Source organism: Lutibacter sp., from assembly GCF_033723435.1.
In the GTDB taxonomy this organism is placed as follows: domain Bacteria; phylum Bacteroidota; class Bacteroidia; order Flavobacteriales; family Flavobacteriaceae; genus Lutibacter.
In genome coordinates, this window is record NZ_JAWVXC010000005.1 from 1 (window position 1) to 19407 (window position 19407).

Here is a 19407-nt window from a genome sequence, read left to right on the forward strand (position 1 = left end):
TGCATCTAAAACAGGTAATCCTGCAAGGGTTTGATTTGTATTAGAATACAACGTGCCTGCAATATCAAATGTTGTTCCATTAGAGGTAACGTCTATATAATCTGGAATACCATCATTATCCGTATCTTTTACATATAAAGGTCCCGTACCTTGGCTAACATTACCATAAGAACCTGCAAATGTACTGCCATCAAAATAATCATACTTGTCTAATATACCATCAGTGAATAAATCATCAGATATCACAATAGGGCTTCTTCCGTTAGAACTAATGTCTGTTTCTCTGGTCTTATCATTGTCTGGTCCATCCCCAACACCATCGCCATTAATATCCCCATCTCCATTTTGAGTGCCTGCTGGAGCACTTGTGCTAACTACTCCGGATTCATCCACGTCAAAAATACCATCATTATCACTATCTAAATCTATATAATTTGGTACGCCATCACCATCACTATCTATTGGAGAGGATGTATCTGAGGCGTCATTCATGCCATTACCATTGGTATCTGGAAACCCAAGATTAATTTTTCCTGAGCCATCATATCCAATAATTTTATCTAAATTTCCGCTTTCTACTACATCTGGTATACCATCATTATCACTATCTAAATCGAAAGTGTCTGCAACACCATCACTATCCGTATCACATAAAGTCTGAGAAATTACTATATCGTCTAAGGCAAGGTCGTTACCAGATCCTCCAGGAGCATTATTTATAAACCTAACTATAAATTCGTTTCTATTCCCTATATTAATATCGTTACTACTAAAATTTAGCCAAACATTTTCGCTACATGAATTATCTGTAACATCTGTAGAACACCTACCAAATTGCCCAGTATTAATACTGGAAATAATAGTACCTGATGTGTCTAAAAATTGTACCGTTACGTTTGGTAAAATTGAACCAGAATACGTAGATTGTGCCATTATATTTAAAACCCAAAAGCTATAAGAAATAGGAACATTTGGTAAAACGCCAGTTATTGTAGTTTCATAAAATACACCTGGATCCCATGCTGCATTAAAAACTGCCATTCCTCCTGAATCTCCATCTCCAGAAGTATGATCAAGTACATTTGTCCAAGCTAGGTTTCCATGAATATTATCTGGGTCACTAACTGTTGTTCCAGTAATTTTGGATACTACAACATATTCCCCATCATCAAGAATCCAACTCGTTCCACAAGAAGATCCGCTACCTGTTCCAGGTTCATAACAATATGAAGTAGTTGCGTTGTATGTTGTATTAATTGTTGTTCTAGAACCTGGTGACAAAGTACCAAACGTTTCGTTTAAATATTTATAATTTGCGATTCCTGCTACGGATGATTTCCTACAATTTAATTCTTCATCAGAATCTGTAATACCATCGTTATCGTCGTCTATATCAACATTATCAAAAATACCATCTCCATCACTATCAAAAAAGTTTTGTTGTGCATCAGCAACAATCCTAAATGTATATGGATTTTCTCCCCCTGTTAAATCATTATTTGAAATTGAAATATCAAATTGCGCAGAACCAATAACTGTTGGATTAAAAGTAACGCTAAATGTTAAATCGGCACCGCCACTAGCTATACTATTAGCGGATGGTTGAGTAATAGAAAAAGATGAGCTTCCTGTACCTGAAACAATTGGTGTTCCTGTAAGGTTTAATGTTGAACTACCTAAATTCTGAATAGTAAATGTTTTGGTAACTGATGTTCCTAAATTTATTGATCCAAAATCTGTATAATCCGCTATTAGTGGTGTGATATCTCCACTATTAATTGTTGTTCCATTACCTGTTATATTAATATCTGGTTCATAAACAGTAGCCACAACTGCTGTTCTTGAAGAAACACATGTACTGTTTGTTGCTTCTACATAATATGTTGTTGTTGTAGAAATACTTGGTGTAGTAAAATTAGTTCCTGTACCTAATGATGTTCCTCCTGTTGGCACATCGTACCAATTGATAGCCCCTAGCGAAGCCGTAGCTCCTAATGTAACCGTACCAGGACCAACTCTATTTTCTGGTGTTGTTCCTGTAATAGTTGGAATTTCATTAATTACAAAATTTGTAGCTGTTCTTGAACAAGAACTTGACGAACATTCTGCATAATAAGTATAAGTACCTGGAGTATTAGTATCTGCTAACCCTGAATTTAAAACACCCACAGGGTCAAAAGATAATCCATAGCCAATAGCTGTACCTCCTGTAGAAGTAGTATACCAACTTACCCCTGAAACAGTATAATAAACAGTTATTTGTATATAATCTACATAAGCATCGTTAGTTTGTTTATCATTATTTACCTTTAAAGTAACTCCAAAATTAGAATCATTAATATCAGAAGGATTTAATGATGTATTCCAAATATCATTACTACTGCCATAGCTAACTAATGTGCTTGTATTTGTAGACCAGCTAGTACCTGTTATTGCTTTATTATCTCCTACAGCTGCCCCTGCCTTAATAAGTTGAACTATAACATCACTAGTTCCTGCCCCTGAATTATTAATTGAATAACGATTAATATTAACCTCTATACCGTCAATCGTTGCATTATAAGGAACTGCAAAACCAAAATTAGTTGCATCAAGATTTTGAGAGTCTCCTCTTCCTATAAAACTAGCATCAGATCCATTATCTGAATAAATATTTCCAGTGGCATTCCAAGGATCTCCACTTCCACTATTAGAACCTAATCCAGCATATTTTGAAACTGAGTTAACGGCCTCAGCTGAACAAGAAGAGGAACTTAATGAAGTAGAATTATCTCCTTGGCAAATTGATACTCCCGTTGTAATTAAAGGGGAGCTAACACTTACTGTTACTGTATTTGAATTAGCTGTACATGCTCCGCTTGTTATAAATGCTCGATAATATTTTGTTGTAGTAAGCGCACCCATTTGAGCTCCACTTAAAGTTGAAGTATCAGCTCCTGATATATTAATAAAGTTAATATTATCTGTTGATGATTGCCATTGAATTGTACCTGTTTGACCTGATAATGTTAAATCTGCTGGTAAAGTTCCACTACAAATTGATTGACTAGAAGATATTGAGCCACCAACAGCTGTTGGGCTAACTGTGATTGTGCTTGTTTCAGTATTTGAAATAGAATTACCTGATGAAAATGTACCTGTAACTGTATATGAAAAAAGATATTCTCCAATTTGGTTTAAAGTATATGAAGGAATTGATGTAGTATTTATATAAGAAGTAGTTGTTCCGCTTGGATTTGTTATAAACCCAGAATAGGATACTGTTTCTCCTGAAATAACTGATCCACTATATGATCCTATCAAATCTATAGTAGTATTAAGGCAATACACAGAATTATTAAGCGGATTATCGATATTCGCATTTAAAGTCCCTCCACTTGCAACAATTTCACCAAAAGTAGCTACTTTACCTCCACCTCCATTACAAACAGCTATAAGATCTCCTCCAATATAAATTTCAGTATTGTTAGAACATGCTCCAGTTATTTGGCCTCCATCTTGTATCTCTAACACTGCATTTGTAGGTAAATACAAGTCTACTTTTTGTGTATTAAATCTTAATTCTCCTCCATTAGCAATAGTAAGTAATTGCGTGTTTAGGGTTACGGTTCTTGGAGTTGAACCTCCTATCAAATTTAGGACTCCATATACTTCTACTTCCCCCATATTGGCACTTACAAAATTGGTGTTTACTGCAACTGTATGGCCAGCTTGAATAGTTACCATGTAAGTACCTGTATTTTGTCCTGGGTAAGATGTAGCTAAAACCCATGAAGTTCCATTATAAGTTTCCCAAGTACTTAGCACTTCCCAATCCCCTGTTCCTGTTGACCTATAATCACCTGAGGTTTGCGAAAAAGACAATTGAGTAACTGCTAAGGTTAGTAGAAAAAATAATGTTATTCTTGAGAAATAATTTCCCAATTTTAGGGAATAATTTTTTAAATTTATTGAGTAGCTTAAAAAAACTTCTATTTTAGAAAACTTTTTAAATGTAAACTTTTTCATAAGATAATGGGGTTATTTTCTCAACTAAAATATAAGAACAAGTCTTTAGTTGCTGTAATAACATTTAGTTACAAATATAAAATTTATTTAAAACTTAAATAACGTTACAAAATAATTGATGTTTGTATTTAGAAGCATTACTTTGGTTGGATTTAGGGTTATGACTTACTAAATTACAAAAAATTAAATTAATTGCCTAGTTTTCAGATATAAAGTTATTTTTTTATAAGTATTGAAAAGGTAAAATTTCGTCCTGGATTACTTATTGAAGATGCAAATTCTTTATAATGAATATCAAAAATATTATCTATTTTAAAGAACGCAGTTATACTATTATTAAATTGATAATTGGTATTTATATTAAGAATACTCCAACTTGGAGTTCCTTCATAAGAGTTTGTTTCTGTATTAAACGGAGTTTGCTCAATATTATCTTTCCCTTCAGTTATGTTATAATCTTTTAATTTTTTTTGAGCATTAAATTTCCAATTTATTGTCGCTTGAAATTTATTTTTTTGATATCCTATTTCAAAAGCACCAAATAATGGAGGAATAGAAGAAAGTGGTTCATGAGTATCATAAGCTTTACCTTTTGTGTAAGTTAAAGAAGCTCTTGAAATTAAATATTCATTAATTTTTCCTGTAAAACTATAAGTTCCTCCTAATATATAAGCATTCCCTTTATTTACATTTGCAACTACATTTCCTTCTTCGCCATCATAAATTATTGTGCTTGAATTATTAATTTTAAAATAATCTCGAGTTATGTAATTATTTAATAATGTGTAGTACATACTTACACCCATATTAAATTTTTTATTATTAAAATATTTTAAAGCGTTTATCTCAAAATTATAAGCATACTCAGGTTTTAATGTAATATTTGGCACGGTTACATTTCCACTTTTTTCTCTAATTTTTCCAACATCATCCAAGTTTGGAGATCTAAATCCTGATGAAATTACACTGTTAATTTGCCAATCTTTTGACGGTTTATAAGCATAACCAATTGTAGCTGTTAAGGCTGAATTATTTAAAGATATTTGAGTTTTAGGCAACGTCATAAAAGTTTCATCAATCCATTTTGCTTTTAAAAAATTTGCACTATAACGAATTCCTGTATTTAAAGTTGATTTTTCATTAATATCTTGTCTATAATTTACATAAGAAGCTAAAGTTGTATAACTACTTCCTCCATCAGGATATCTTGATTGTACAGTAAAATCATCACTAAATCCAATTATTTCATTACCTAAAACATCTAATGTTTTACCAAAAGCATTCGAATTTACTTTATTGTAAACAAACTCAACCCCATAAGATAAAATACGATTACTTTCTTTAGTTAATGGGACAAAAAAATCACCATTTAAACTGAAAACATCTACATTTTCTTTTCTATAAGAGCGATCTAAACTAGAAAATTTACGCTGAACTCTAGATTCTTTAATATTTTGATAAGCGGCAGTAATACTACCATTTTCTATCCATTTTTTTTCAGGATTAATTTTTAATTGTGATGAAAGCAACAATCTATTTTGGGGTCCGTAATACCACTCTGCATACTTTAATGTTCCATCGCTATATTCATTTAACTTATCAACTCTATTAATATTAGAAGATGTTGCATATTGAAAATTAAAAATTAAATCATCCTTTTTTGATAAAGGAAATACCAATTTTTGCAATACATCGGTTTGATTATAACCCGTGTTTTTTTGAATATTTGGATTTGGGTTAATAACCGGATTTGGGTTGTAATACGTGTTTGTGTTGTTAGAATACTCAAACACTTTTCCCCAATCCTTATACCCATGATTTCGGGATTTCCCCATTTTTAAATCTCCAAACTTACTATAAGAAACATTGGTAAATGATGCCCATTTTTTAAAACGCAATTCAATATTTCCAGAAGTTGTAAATTCATTATTTATAGTGCTAAACCGATTATAAATAGAAGAATTTACTTGATTTTTATCATTAACTTTTGGCGTTTTAGTAAAATAATGAACAACCCCGCCTAAAGCATCAGATCCATAAATTACAGATGATGGTCCAAAAATAACCTCAACTCTATCCAAAATATTTGGAGAAACAGTAATTGAATTTTGTAAATGACCTGTTCTGTATATCGCGTTATTCATCCTAACGCCATCAATCACTAATAAAACTCTATTAGCTTCCATACCCCTTAGTACAGGGCTTCCTCCTCCAAATTGTGATTTTTGAACTCTAATTCCTGGCAAGTTTGCTAATAAATCTGCTGAGGTTTGAGGTGCTATTTTAACAATATTCTCTTTTCTAATAACATCAATTTGTTCAGCAATTCTTCTTCTTTCTTCTTTTCCTTTTGAAGCTGATAAAATAATTTCATCTAATTGTTCCGATTTTTTATGAAGATGTACCTTGTATTTTAAAGCATTTAAATCTTTTTTTAAAACATCATATTCAATGTATGATAAATGATTAAAAGATATTACATCCGTTGAAGCAAACTTTGATAAATCTGCAATTCCTTTTTTGTTGGTATAAACCATTTTCGAATTATCGTCATTATAAATTGCTACATTTTCTAGAGGAAAATTAGTACCAAACTCTAATACTTTTACTTTTTGTGCTTTTACAGTTATACTAAAAATTAGAACAAATGATAATATTAATACCCTCATATTTAATTAAATACAGATTTTAAAATTGGTAATGATTTTGGTTTTTTAAATCCACTTAAATGAAGTTCGAAATATTTAATTAGCATATTTAGTATAGTTTGTCTGTTAGTTGAACTGAAATTAATTTGAGATAACACATCAAAATTTATGCCTAAAAGCTTTTTAAATTGCACTAAATTTTCACCTAAAATAACTTGCGAATGTTTTTTGGTAGTAAAACTTCCTTCAACTAAATCAAAATAAGGATATTCCACATGATTTAGCTCAGGATAAAACCCTAAAAACTTGGTTAAATTTAATAAAAATAATAAATGAAAATTGGAAACTTTATCATGTACATCTAACCATAAAAAAGAAGTTTCTAAATATTGAAATAAATCTGCATTATGTTCTTCTTCCTGAATAGAATAATATAAAATTTCAGCTAAAAATAAGGCAATGCTTTGCTTTTTTAAATCGGTATAAACCGAGTTGTAAAAATTTAAAACTTCCGCGTCTCTTAAACTATTTAAATTGCCTTTATTATTATGATTTGCGGTTAAATTTAATTGCGTTAAAGGTTGAAAATACGCAGCTTTTATTTTAGCCTTTTTAGCTTTTAATACTCCTTTAAGCATGTATGTTTTTTTTCCGTATTTTTCAGTATAACAAGTTGCAATTAAACTGGTATCGCCATACTTAATTGTATTTATTACAATTGCTTTAGTAGTTTCAATCATATTTAATTGATAATTGCAATTTTGGTAATTGCATTTTCTTGATTATCGGCATTAAACAATAGCACTATATAAACACCTGAAGCGACTTTTTTACCTGCTAAATTGGTCTTATTCCAAACTACTTTTCCGCCAAATAATTCTTGTCCTTCTTTTACATTAGTTTCATAAACTAAATTACCTGCAGCATCTAAAATTTTTACATTGGTATTGTTTGGTATATGTACGCCATTTCTTCCATCAATAGTAATAAATTCATTGTTTTTTGTAGATGGATTTGGATAAGCATAAACTTCAGGCATAGTATCTCCATAAACAGAAACTTTACTGTTAAAAGCTACAATACCTTTATCTGTAGCAAAATAAACTTTTCCAGAGTTTTTATCTACCGCTATTTTTAAAATTGTGTTTGACGGTAATGGTGAATTATCTTTATTGAAATTATGTAAAATAATACTTCCATCTGGATTTGTTTGTGTTGCTCCGCTAATTTCAGTGCCAAACCATTTATTATCAGCACCATCAATAGCGATGCTATTTATAGGTTGATCTCCTAATAATTTCTTCGGAATTCCATCGTCTAAAATTATAATTGGTTGTGCATCATAAGTGGTTTCATTAAATATAGATGCTCCATTATAAAGTACAACTAAACCTTTTTTAGTTCCTATCCAAATTCTATTGCTTGCATCAGCCTGGACTGTTCTTGCATTTAAATCTGGCAAAGAACCTTTAGTAGGTTCTGAAGTAAGCGCTATTTTTTTATTTCCATTTTCGTTAAAAACAAGCACTCCATTTCTTCTTGAACCAATCCAAATAGAATTTCTTTTATCTATAATTAGTTCGTTCAACCCAAAAGCTTCATTTGTTATTACAGAACTCATATCAAAACTTGACCAAGTTCCATTTGAACTATATTTTTTAATTCGATTATCGACCCAAGCATTTGCAATCCATAAATTCCCTTGATTATCAAAACTTGCCCCGTTTATTCTTATGCTAACATAATTAGGATCTGGAGCATAATCTAACTTTTCTAATCCACTATTTAAGTTATTCCAATGTGTTGTAATAGTATCATTTTCAACAACTAACATACCTCCTCCCCAAGAGCTAAAATAAACTTTATTATTATTGTTGGGATCTACAGTTGCGTTAACTAAATCTTTTACACCAAAAGTAGAATTATAGAGTTTATTAATCCAATTAGTTCCATTAAAATGGCTAAATCCAAGCTGTTTTACAAGTGGTGTGTAAGCAGAATCATATCCTCCATAAACCACCCATAAATTATTGTTATTTACTGTTATAGAAAATGGTGAATTTGAGTTTGGACCTTCAGGATGAATTTCTTCAAAAGCTGAAATAGTATTTAAATTACTTTTTAAAATTCCAAACTCTTTAGTTCCTAAATACAGATTAGTATCATCAAAAAAAGCGGTATTTAAATTATAATTATAGGTGCTTGTTGAATTTGGAGTATACATTGCAACTTCTGTATCAGAAATATCATTAATGTAAACACTTTTTAAAGTGGTAATAGTTAAATGATTTAAAGATGCTTTTAACGTTTCAATATCTGATGAATAGGTTTTAACTAATATTAAATTATTATTTTCAATTTTATATAAATTATTATTTCTTGATGTAAAAATTTGATTATTAAAAACTGTAATATCTGTAAAATCACCTGTAAAATTTTGTGTCCAATTATTAAAATCAATTAAATTAGGGTTGTTAACATCTGCAGTAAATATTCCGTTTTCAGTAGCCGCGTATAAGGTATCTTGAAATACTTTAATTTGATTAATTTTTAATTCAGAAGATTGATTTCCAATAAAGTAAGTGTCTCCAAATTGTAGACTTTCTAAATCATATACTACAATAGCAAATGAAGTAGATAAATACAATTTATTATTAAACTCTGTAATATTATTTATTGCTTTATTCCCCGAGTAATTAAAATTAACAATGTCTTTAGCGACAGTAACTTGATTTTGGCTATCAATTATCTCAATTAATCCTGTTTGATAACCTATAACTATTTTATCTAAAATTTTATTATAATAAATACTGGTAATAGTTTCACCTGATAAACCATTTACAGATGATATTTTTGAAATTTCTCCTGAAGTAATATCATAATTAAAAACTGCATTATCTGCTATAGCATAAATAGTTTGATTTTTAATTACAAAATCCTTTACATTATTATATGAATAGAAATCTTCCCAATTAGAAGAATAATCTTGCTGAGCATCTATACTTATAACAAAAAGCAATATTAATATTTGGATAATTTTTTTCATATCTTATTCAAAGATATTTATTAAAATTGGAATGAAGAAAGTATTAGAATTATAAAAGTTTTATCAAAAAAAAACCTCAAACATTGTAATACGTTCTTACAATGTTCGAGGAATAAATAAATCAACCCCAAAGACTTATTTAATGTTTTATTGTATTGTGTCAAAACCCCTCTTGACATTAATACAAGACAAATATAAGGCAGAATCTTATCTTTATTTTACTAAATAAATAAAATCAATTAAAAAATATATAAATGGTACTATTTAAACAATAAATGGTTTTTAAGAGGCGTAAAACGTTAAGTATTAACTAATTCTATGTTGCCAAAAAGCCAATCTGTCCCATCTTTTTTATAGATTACTTTTCGTTCCATATTATCTTTATGAAGTTTTAATTTTCTTATATAAAGAGTTTCTTTTAAATTTTGATAAAAGCTAGCATTACCAACAAAATTTAAATCATTTTTTTTGCGCTTAATATCATTACAGATTTTAGCATCTGACGGAACTGAAAATTTTAAAATTGACATTATTGTTTGGAAAAATTCTATTTAAAAGTAGACAAAATTATCTTTTGTTTTTGTTTTAATTTATTAATCAATAGAATTTGTATATAAACGGAAGTATTTACTTAATAAACGGAATTGTTAATATACTAATGGAAAGCTTATTTTAACCTCTGTTCCTGTTTTTTCGCCATTAGATATATCAGAAGTTATAATTTTTACATTTTCATTTTTATAAAGAATCTTTATTCTATTTTCGGTTGCTTTTGCTCCATAAAATTTACGTTTTTTGTCCATTTTATTAGACTGTTTTACCGAATTAATTCCAACACCATTATCTGTAATTATACACAAAACATTACTATCATCTTCTTTAACGGTAAGTTCAATTATTTTGTCTCCTTCTTTTTTCATTATGCCATGCCAAATTGCATTTTCAATAAAAGGTTGCAAAAATAGCGGTGGAACTTTAATGCTTTCTAAATGTAGTTTTTTATCGATGTTAACTACATAATCAAAACCTCCTGTAACCCTCATTTGCTCTAATTTAACGTATAAAGCCAAAATACCTAATTCATCTGAAAGAGTTGATGTTGGGCTTGAAGAGCTGTTTAAAATAGCTCTAATTAAACGAGAAAATTTAGTTATATAATCAGAAGCTTTTTCTACTTCATTTTTTAGTACAAAGTTGTTAATTGAATTTAAAGAGTTAAACAAAAAATGTGGATTCATTTGGCTTTGCAAAGCGGTCATTTTAAGTTCTTCTATTTCTTTTAATTTATTAGCTAATTTAACTTCTGCATTTTTACTTTTCTGTTCTATTCTTTTTATAATAAAACCAATTATTACTGAAAAAATAATACTTTGCAATATCGCTCCAAAATACACAAATGACATAGGTTGAAAACCATGTTTCAAAAAGGTTTCTTTACCTAAATACATTTCGGCAAAACTAATATGTGCAAAAACAAGATAAATTAATGATCCTATAACAAAATAGAGAGAAAATTTATCTTTTATTTTTGTAATAACTACATAATATGCTAATAATGCAAAAACTGTAAATGAGAGAGCTATAACTAAAAAGAGGTTTTCTTGAAATTTATATCCAAAAAATAGTTGAATGCCTATAAAAACAGGAACTAAAGCTATTAATATTTTGATTATTAATGCAAAAAAACCATCCCATTTTACTATAAAATTTCTAGTATCTAATAAAATTCTGGCAAATGCTACATAAGCAGCATAAGCTAAAAATTGAATAGGAAAATTAAGATATTGATGTAAAGTATTCCATTTTTCTGGAAATATATCTTGTGTTAAGTAAATAGTTAAAGCGGCTATATATAAACTGTAAAATAAATACAATTTACTCCGATTTTGAACATAAATCAAAAAGTGATAGATGAATAAAATAAATAATCCACCTCTAATCCAAGAAAATATTTCAGAATGGAAATCTAAAAACATTCTTAATCCAAATATAATTTATTAAATAACTCTGTTTTTCTATTTCTACTAATACTTGCTGTTAATCCATTTGTCATAATAAGCTCTCCTCCTAATCCTTTTAAATATTCTTTTACATGATTTAAATTGATTAAATAGGAATTATGCACTCTAAAAAATTCTGGAAATTGAAATTTCTTTTCTACTTCTTTTAAAGTTTTTGAAACTACAATTTGTTGTTCTGATTTTAAAAATATTGTGGTATAACTTTTATCCGATTTTAACATAATAACGTCCTCTTTTTCCAATAAATATACTTTCCCATCGGCTGAAATATTTATTTTATCGTTATTATCATTTAAATTATTTAGTAGTAATTGTAATTTGTTTTCAAGTAAGTTATTTTTTTCGGATTTTTTAATTTTTTTCATCGCAGCTAATAACTCATCTTTATCAACTGGTTTTAATAAATAGTCAATTGCAGATACTTTAATTGCTTTTAGTGCAAACTCATCATGAGCTGTGGTAAATATTAAATTAAAATCTCTAAATTCAAGAGCTTCAATTAAAGAAAAACCATCCATTTCAGGCATTTGAATATCTAAAAAAACAACATCAGGTTTAGTATTATTAATTAATTCTACAGCTTTTAGTGGAGAGTTACAGGTAGTAACATTCACATTTTCAATATAGTTGTTTAATTTCCATTCAAGGGCTTCTAAAGCATCCTTCTCATCGTCAACTAGTAATATTTGTAGCATACTTATAGGGTAGACATTAGGTTAATTAAATTGCAAGATACAACTTTTGTTTTTCATTTTCAAAGCTATACTTTTTTTTCATAAAATTTCAAATATTTTTAAACTTTAATTGGAAGCACATAAAAGAACACAGCAATAAAATGACAGAAGCTTCCTAATAGTACAAAAACATGAAAAATAGCATGGTTAAATTTTAATTTTTTTATACTGTATAAAATAGCTCCTATAGTGTAAAAAACTCCACCTGCTAATAACCATATTAATCCTTGAATAGGAAAATTATCTATTAATGGTTTAATAGCAAATATTATTAACCAACCCATTAATACATAGGCAAATGTTGAGATTTTATCATATCTACCAGTAAAAAAAAGCTTTAAAATAATTCCAATAAGAGCTAAACCCCAAGAAACACCTAAAATTGTCCAACCAACCCAACCTTTAAGTACAAGCATGGTAAAAGGCGTATAAGTTCCTGCAATTAAAACATAAATTGCTGCGTGATCAAAAATGTTTAATTTTTTTCTAAACTTAGGATTTTGTGAATAATGGTAAAAAGTAGAAGCTGAATATAAAACAATTAAACTAGCTCCGTATATACTAAAACTAACAACGTGTTTGGCAGTTCCTTCTAAACTAGCAAAAACCACTAATAAAACCAAAGCAATAACACTTAAAACCAAACCAATTGCATGAGATATTACATTGAATTTTTCTTCTTTTGGTTCGTAATATGTAATATTCTTTTCTTCCATTTTTAAAGAACGAAAAAAGCTTTAATTAATTACTTATTTCTTGTTGTTTTAAATCATTTTTTAATTCTTTATAAAGAATATCAAAAGTTTGCTTTTTTATAGGGTTAATGTTTTTTAAAGTGAGTCCTTCTGTGTTTATAAAATTGTGGATTTTCACTCTTAATTTTCCTGGCTTTCCGCTAAAAAAAGTATAAGAAAATCGTTTTTTACAATCGTAAAAAGTTAATGGAACAATTGGTATTTGATGCTCAATTGCTAATCTAAATGCACCATTTTTAAATTCACTTAAAATAATACTTTCGTCACTTGGCACTAATCCTTCTGGAAAAATGCATACGCTTAATCCATCACTTAATCGTCTTCTAGCTTCATCAAAAACAGCTTTACGACTTTTAGAATTATTTCTATCTACCAAAATACAAGTTCGCTTGTAAAAAAAACCAAATATTGGAATTCTGGCTAATTCTTTTTTGCCAACAAAAACAAACGGTTTGTTTGTAACTGAAAGCATTACCATAATATCAATCATAGAAGTATGATTTGGGCAAAACATGTAACTTTTATCTTTTTCTATACTTTGTTTTTGTACAAAAACTACTTTAAATCCCATAACAAAAAGAATGGTTTTTCCCCAAGCTCTAGCAATTTTAAAAAAAGCTGGATATAAACTTTCTGTAGATGTAACTACTATTAAAACAGGAAATATTGGTACTATGCTTAATAAGACCCAGGCATAAAACCAACATCGCCAAACAATATAAAAAAGGTATTTAAACATTTTCATAAGCATCAAAAGTAGTAATTTAAAATTATTCTGTATTTCTTTTTGAAATATGTATTTTTGCTATCAAATTTTATAGTAAATGTCAAGAATTTTAACCGGGGTTCAAAGTACAGGAACTCCACATTTAGGAAACTTATTAGGTGCAATTATTCCTGCAATTAAAATGTCTAATTCTTCAAATGAAGAATCATTTTTATTTATTGCAGATATGCATTCGCTTACACAAATTAAAAATGGAAATGAATTACGTGAGAACACTTATAGCGTTGCTGCTACTTGGCTTGCTTTTGGCTTAAATGTAAATAAAACTGTTTTTTACAGACAAAGTGATATTCCTGAAGTTACCGAACTTTCTTGGTATTTAAGTTGTTTTTATCCTTTTCAACGATTGACTTTAGCGCATAGTTTTAAAGATAAATCGGATAGATTAGAGGATGTAAATGCAGGTTTATTTGCTTACCCAATGTTAATGGCCGCAGATATTTTATTGTACGACGCTGAAATTGTTCCTGTTGGAAAAGATCAATTACAACACTTAGAAATATCTCGCGATGTAGCTAATAGATTTAACCATCAAATGGGAGAAACTTTGGTTCCGCCAGAAGCAAAATTACAAAAAAACACCATGTATGTTCCTGGAACTGACGGTGGAAAAATGAGCAAATCTCAAGGAAATATTATTAATTTATTTTTGCCTGATAAACAGTTACGCAAACAAATTATGAAAATTAAAACGGATTCTACTCCGTTAGAAGAACCTAAAAATCCAGACACTTGTAATTTATTTGCTTTATATAAATTAATTGCTTCTGAAGATCAAGTTAAAGAAATGAGAGCAAATTATTTAGCTGGAAATTATGGTTATGGCCATGCTAAACAGGCTTTTTATGAACTTTTAATCGAAAAGTTTTCTGAAGAAAGAGCTCGTTATAATTATTTTATGGAAAATAAAGAAGAAATTGATAAAGCATTGGCAATTGGTGCTGAAAAAGCTCGTGTTGTTGCAAATAATGTTTTAAAAAGAGTACGCAAAAAATTAGGATATTAATAATCCTAATCCATTATTTATAAAGTTAAAGCCTCAATTTAATATTAAATTGAGGCTTTTTTTATTTATGGTGCTGGGTTTGGTTGCAGCTCTTGAATTCTATCCATTTCCTCAAGAGTTTCCTCTGAAAGTTCTATCTGAATACTTCCAATATTTTCTTTTAATTGTTCCATAGAAGTTGCTCCTATTATATTTGAAGTTACAAAAGGTTGCTGATTAACAAAAGCAAGAGATAACTGTGCTAAACTAATATTCAATTCTTTTGCTAATTCTGCATATTTTTCAGTTAAAAAAATAGATTGGTCGCTATTATATCTTGAAAATTGAGGAAATAAATTTATACGAGAATTTTCGGGCATTTTGCCATTTAAAAATTTCCCTGACAATCTTCCAAAAGCCATTGGAGAATAAGCTAATAATCCCACTTTTTCTCTCATTGCTATTTCAGATAATCCAACTTCAAAGGTTCTATTTAATAATGAATATGGATTTTGAATTGTTTTGCAACGTGTTAAATTGTGTTTAGAACTTTCATTTAAATGACGCATTAAACCCCAAGGAGTTTCATTTGAAACACCGTAATGTCTAATTTTTCCTTCTTTTACTAATGAATTTAGTTTTTCAATAACTTCTTTAAAATTATCTTCCCATTTTTCATCAAAATCGTGTTTGTAATTTCGTTTTCCAAAAAAATTAGCATTACGCTCTGGCCAATGCAACTGATATAAATCTAAATAATCTGTTTTTAAACGATTTAAACTTTTTGTAAGTGCATCATCAATAGCTTCATTTGAAAAACCCATATTATCTCTTATATAACCTATATTAGGATTTGGACCAGCAATTTTAGATGCTACAATTAGGTTTTCTCTTTTTTGATGTTGTAACCATGTACCAATAAATCTTTCCGTACTTCCTTGAGTTTCTTTTCTGCCAGGAACAGAATACATTTCTGCAGTATCAATAAAATTAATTCCGTTTTCTACGGCATAATTTAATTGTTCATGAGCCTCATTTTCAGTGTTTTGTTCGCCAAAAGTCATGGTTCCTAAACAAATTTTACTAACCTTTATGTTGGTGTTTTGTATAGTAGTATATTTCATTTTTTTGATTTTTAAGTGGCTAAAAGTACTAATTTTATAAAACAAAAACGCTTTTGAAAATTCAAAAGCGTTTTAAAATGTAGTTAATTTATTTTTTATTTTAAAATAGCTTCAATACCTGGTAAAGTTTTTCCTTCTAAACTTTCTAACATTGCTCCTCCTCCTGTAGAAACATAACTTACTTTATTTTCGAAACCAAATTGTTTAACTGCAGCAACAGAATCTCCTCCACCAACTAAAGAAAATGCTCCATTTTTAGTTGCTTCAGCAATAGAATTTCCTAAAGCAATAGTTCCTTTAGCAAAATTTTCAAGCTCAAAAACACCTAAAGGACCATTCCAAAGAATTGTTTTAGATTCATTTACAATTTTATCAAACATTTCTCTTGATTTTGGACCAGCATCTAAACCTTGCCAACCATTTGGGATTTTATTTATATCGCATATTTGCGTATTAGCATTATTACTAAAAGCATCTGCTGCAATTACATCTACAGGAATATGCACTTGAACACCTTTTTCCTTAGCTTGCTTTAAAATATCTAAAGCCAAATCCTGTTTATCATCTTCACAAATTGAATCGCCTATTTTTCCTCCCTGAGCTTTAATAAAAGTAAAACTCATTCCTCCTCCAATAATTAAATGATTTACTTTATCTAATATATTTTCAATTACGGTAATTTTTGAGGAAACTTTTGCGCCTCCTAAAATTGCTAATACTGGTTTTTGTCCTTCTTCCAATACTTTTTTTATACTTTCAATTTCTTTTGCTAATAGATTTCCAAAACATTTATTTTCTGGAAAAAATTGTGCAACAATTGTAGTAGAAGCATGTGCTCTGTGCGCCGTACCAAAAGCATCATTTACATACACATCTCCTAACTTAGAAAGTTGTTTTGCAAAAGCAATATCTCCTGCTTTTTCTTCAGGATGAAAGCGTAAATTTTCTAGTAAAAGTACTTCTCCCATTTTAAGTTCAGAAACTGCTTTTTCAGTTTCATCTCCAATACAATTTGAAGCAAATTTTACGTCAACACCAAAAACTTCAGAAACTTTTTTTACAATATGTTTTAATGAATATTTTTCCTCAACTCCTTTTGGGCGTCCTAAATGTGACATTAAAACTACTGCACCTCCATCTTTTAATATTTTATCTATAGTTGGTTTTGCAGCTTGAATTCTTGTAGCATCGGTAATGTTAAAATTTTCATCTAGCGGAACATTAAAATCAACTCGAATTAAAGCTTTTTTTCCTTCAAAGTTTATGTTTTGTATTGTTTTCATTTTACTATGTATTAGTAGTACAAATATAATTCAATTTAATAAAGCGCTTACAATTTTCTACGAAAGCGATTTCATTAGAAAAAAGTATAAATAAAATGCTATGTGTCAATTTTTTTTTACATTCGCTTTAATGGAATTTTCGGAAGTATTAGGACAAGATTATTTGAAAAATCACTTGGTAAAATCTATCAAAAATGGTAGAATTTCTCACGCGCAATTATTTATTGGTAATGAAGGATGTGGTGTTTTACCAATGGCAATTGCTTATGCACAATATATTTTATGTAGCACTAGTAATGATAAAGAATCTTGTAATTTAAAATGTTCAAAATTAACGCATCCTGATTTACATTTTGCTTTTCCAGTTACTACAACTAATAGCATTAAAAAACATCCTGTAAGTAATTTATTTATTAATGAATGGCGAAATTTTATTGCTACTAATCCTTATGGAAATTTATTTGAATGGTTACAAGTATTAGGTGTAGAAAATAAACAAGGACAGATTGGAGTTGATGAAGCCGATGAAATTGTTAAAGCACTTAAACTAAAAGCGTATGAAGGAGGATTTAAAGTGATGATTATTTGGATGGCTGAAAAAATGAATAATGCAGCCGCTAATAAATTATTAAAATTACTAGAAGAACCTCCTGAAAAAACAGTTTTTTTATTGGTTGCTGAAAAAGAAGAACAACTAATTGCTACTATAAAATCTAGATGCCAAATTTTACACTTTCCTGCTTTATCCGAAATTGATATTGAAAATGGATTAGTTAAAAATGAAGGAACCGATATTTCTATCGCAAAACAAATTGCTATTCAAGTAAATGGAAATTACAACAAAGCACTTCACCTATTACATAATGACACTGCCGATGAACAATTTGAAACTTGGTTTATAACATGGGTTAGAGCCGCTTTTAAAGCAAAAGGAGATGTTTCTGTAATTAAATTATTAATTGATTGGAGCGATGTTATTGCAAAAACAGGACGTGAAACTCAAAAACAATTTTTGCAATATTGCATTCAATTTTTCAGACAAGCAATGCTTTTAAATTACGGAGCATCCGATTTGGTTTTTCTTAACCCAAAAAATTCTGGATTTAAATTAGAAAAATTTGCTCCATTTATTCACAGTGCTAATATTTTAAAAATTTCAAATGAACTAAATGAAGCCATTTTTCATATTGAACGAAACGGAAATGCTAAAGTTATTTTATTAGATTTATCTATAAAATTAACGCGACTTCTTCATAAAAAAGAAGTTTAAATTCTTTATTTAAAAAGAAAACCTTCTAAAAATAGAAGGTTTTAATTTATTGATTATTAGTGTTTTATATTATTTTTTATCAAAATCTTTATTTAAAATATCTAATACTTTATCTGTAACGTCTAAAGTTGTATCTCCATACATAACCGTTCCATTTCCTGAAGTACCTAAAATTAATTGATATCCATTAGCTTTAGCAAAAACAGCTACCAAACTATCTACTCGTTTGGTAATTTTTTCACTTTCATCTTGGTTTTCTTTTTGTAATTTTTGAGCTGCTTGTTGCTGGTTATATTGCAACATTTGTTGTTCTTGTTGTAACTCCTTTTCTACTTTAGCTCTTGTACTAGCAGACATACTTTTTGCCTTTTGATAATAATTTTGCACTTTGGCTTTAAAAGGTGCTTGTAAGCTATCTAATTGTTTAGAAACTTTTTCTTGCTTACTTTTTAACTTGGTTTGTAAAACTTCTGTTGCTTTATAATCTTTCATTAAATTTTCAACATTAACATAACCAATTTTAGTTTGATTACATGAAACCAACATTATAGCAAAAACTATTAATATTATTTTTTTCATTTTTAAATTATTTTTTAGGAGTTAAAATCGCTGCGAAGATAAAAACAATTTATAAGGAATAGACTGGAATTTTAAAGTATCGATAAAATTTATTAAATATTATTTATTAATAAGAATAAATTATTGAAATCGGTTTATTTTAAAGCTATTTAAACTAATAAAAACTT

Annotated in this window: 14 protein-coding genes; 2 read left to right on the forward strand and 12 right to left on the reverse strand. The window is 28.8% G+C overall.

The annotated features are described in order from the left end of the window. From R3342_RS08620 to R3342_RS08660, 9 genes are all read right to left on the reverse strand, one after another. Positions 1-3924, reverse strand: a 3924-nt coding sequence (locus R3342_RS08620) for a choice-of-anchor D domain-containing protein (protein WP_318939625.1), incomplete at its 3' end; no start/stop codon positions are given. 299 nt (positions 3925-4223) lie between these two features. Beyond that, entirely contained in the window at positions 4224-6677 is a 2454-nt protein-coding gene (locus R3342_RS08625; RefSeq protein ID WP_318939626.1) for a TonB-dependent receptor plug domain-containing protein, read from the reverse strand. 2 nt (positions 6678-6679) lie between these two features. Then, positions 6680-7396 carry a DNA repair protein RecO gene (recO, locus tag R3342_RS08630; RefSeq protein WP_318939627.1) on the reverse strand — a complete coding sequence of 239 codons (717 nt, stop codon included), beginning with the start codon at positions 7394-7396 and terminating at the stop codon, positions 6680-6682. A gap of 2 nt (positions 7397-7398) precedes the next feature. Further along, positions 7399-9702, reverse strand: coding sequence for a hypothetical protein (locus tag R3342_RS08635; protein ID WP_318939628.1), 2304 nt, complete (start codon positions 9700-9702; stop codon positions 7399-7401). 299 nt (positions 9703-10001) lie between these two features. Next, on the reverse strand, positions 10002-10232 hold the full coding sequence (locus R3342_RS08640) for a hypothetical protein (RefSeq protein ID WP_318939629.1): 231 nt from the start codon (positions 10230-10232) through the stop codon (positions 10002-10004). Between the two features lie 117 nt (positions 10233-10349). Then, positions 10350-11678 (reverse strand): sensor histidine kinase, encoded by a 1329-nt coding sequence (locus R3342_RS08645; protein ID WP_318939630.1) that lies wholly within the window; start codon positions 11676-11678, stop codon positions 10350-10352. A gap of 2 nt (positions 11679-11680) precedes the next feature. Beyond that, a complete protein-coding gene (locus R3342_RS08650) occupies positions 11681-12418 on the reverse strand; it encodes a LytTR family DNA-binding domain-containing protein (RefSeq protein WP_318939631.1) in 738 nt (245 codons plus the stop codon). 98 nt (positions 12419-12516) lie between these two features. Further along, the gene (trhA, locus tag R3342_RS08655) at positions 12517-13173 is read right to left on the reverse strand and encodes a PAQR family membrane homeostasis protein TrhA (RefSeq protein WP_318939632.1); all 657 of its coding nucleotides are present in this window, start codon (positions 13171-13173) and stop codon (positions 12517-12519) included. Positions 13174-13198: 25 nt separating this feature from the next. Continuing rightward, the gene (locus R3342_RS08660; protein WP_318939633.1) at positions 13199-13957 is read right to left on the reverse strand and encodes a lysophospholipid acyltransferase family protein; all 759 of its coding nucleotides are present in this window, start codon (positions 13955-13957) and stop codon (positions 13199-13201) included. A 79-nt stretch (positions 13958-14036) separates the two neighbouring features. Here R3342_RS08660 and trpS point away from each other — a divergent pair, with 79 nt between their 5' ends. Further along, on the forward strand, positions 14037-15005 hold the full coding sequence (trpS, locus tag R3342_RS08665) for a tryptophan--tRNA ligase (RefSeq protein ID WP_318939634.1): 969 nt from the start codon (positions 14037-14039) through the stop codon (positions 15003-15005). Between the two features lie 65 nt (positions 15006-15070). Here the strand turns inward: trpS and R3342_RS08670 are convergent, their stop codons facing one another. Both R3342_RS08670 and R3342_RS08675 read right to left on the reverse strand, forming a co-directional pair. Beyond that, the gene (locus R3342_RS08670) at positions 15071-16108 is read right to left on the reverse strand and encodes an NADP(H)-dependent aldo-keto reductase (protein ID WP_318939635.1); all 1038 of its coding nucleotides are present in this window, start codon (positions 16106-16108) and stop codon (positions 15071-15073) included. A 95-nt stretch (positions 16109-16203) separates the two neighbouring features. After that, positions 16204-17391: a phosphoglycerate kinase gene (locus R3342_RS08675; RefSeq protein WP_318939636.1), complete on the reverse strand. Its 1188-nt coding sequence runs from the start codon at positions 17389-17391 to the stop codon at positions 16204-16206. A 130-nt stretch (positions 17392-17521) separates the two neighbouring features. Between R3342_RS08675 and R3342_RS08680 the strand changes: the two genes are divergently transcribed. Continuing rightward, on the forward strand, positions 17522-18661 hold the full coding sequence (locus tag R3342_RS08680) for a DNA polymerase III subunit delta' (protein ID WP_318939637.1): 1140 nt from the start codon (positions 17522-17524) through the stop codon (positions 18659-18661). A gap of 69 nt (positions 18662-18730) precedes the next feature. Here the strand turns inward: R3342_RS08680 and R3342_RS08685 are convergent, their stop codons facing one another. Next, on the reverse strand, positions 18731-19240 hold the full coding sequence (locus R3342_RS08685; RefSeq protein WP_318939638.1) for an OmpH family outer membrane protein: 510 nt from the start codon (positions 19238-19240) through the stop codon (positions 18731-18733). Positions 19241-19407 lie beyond the last annotated feature (167 nt).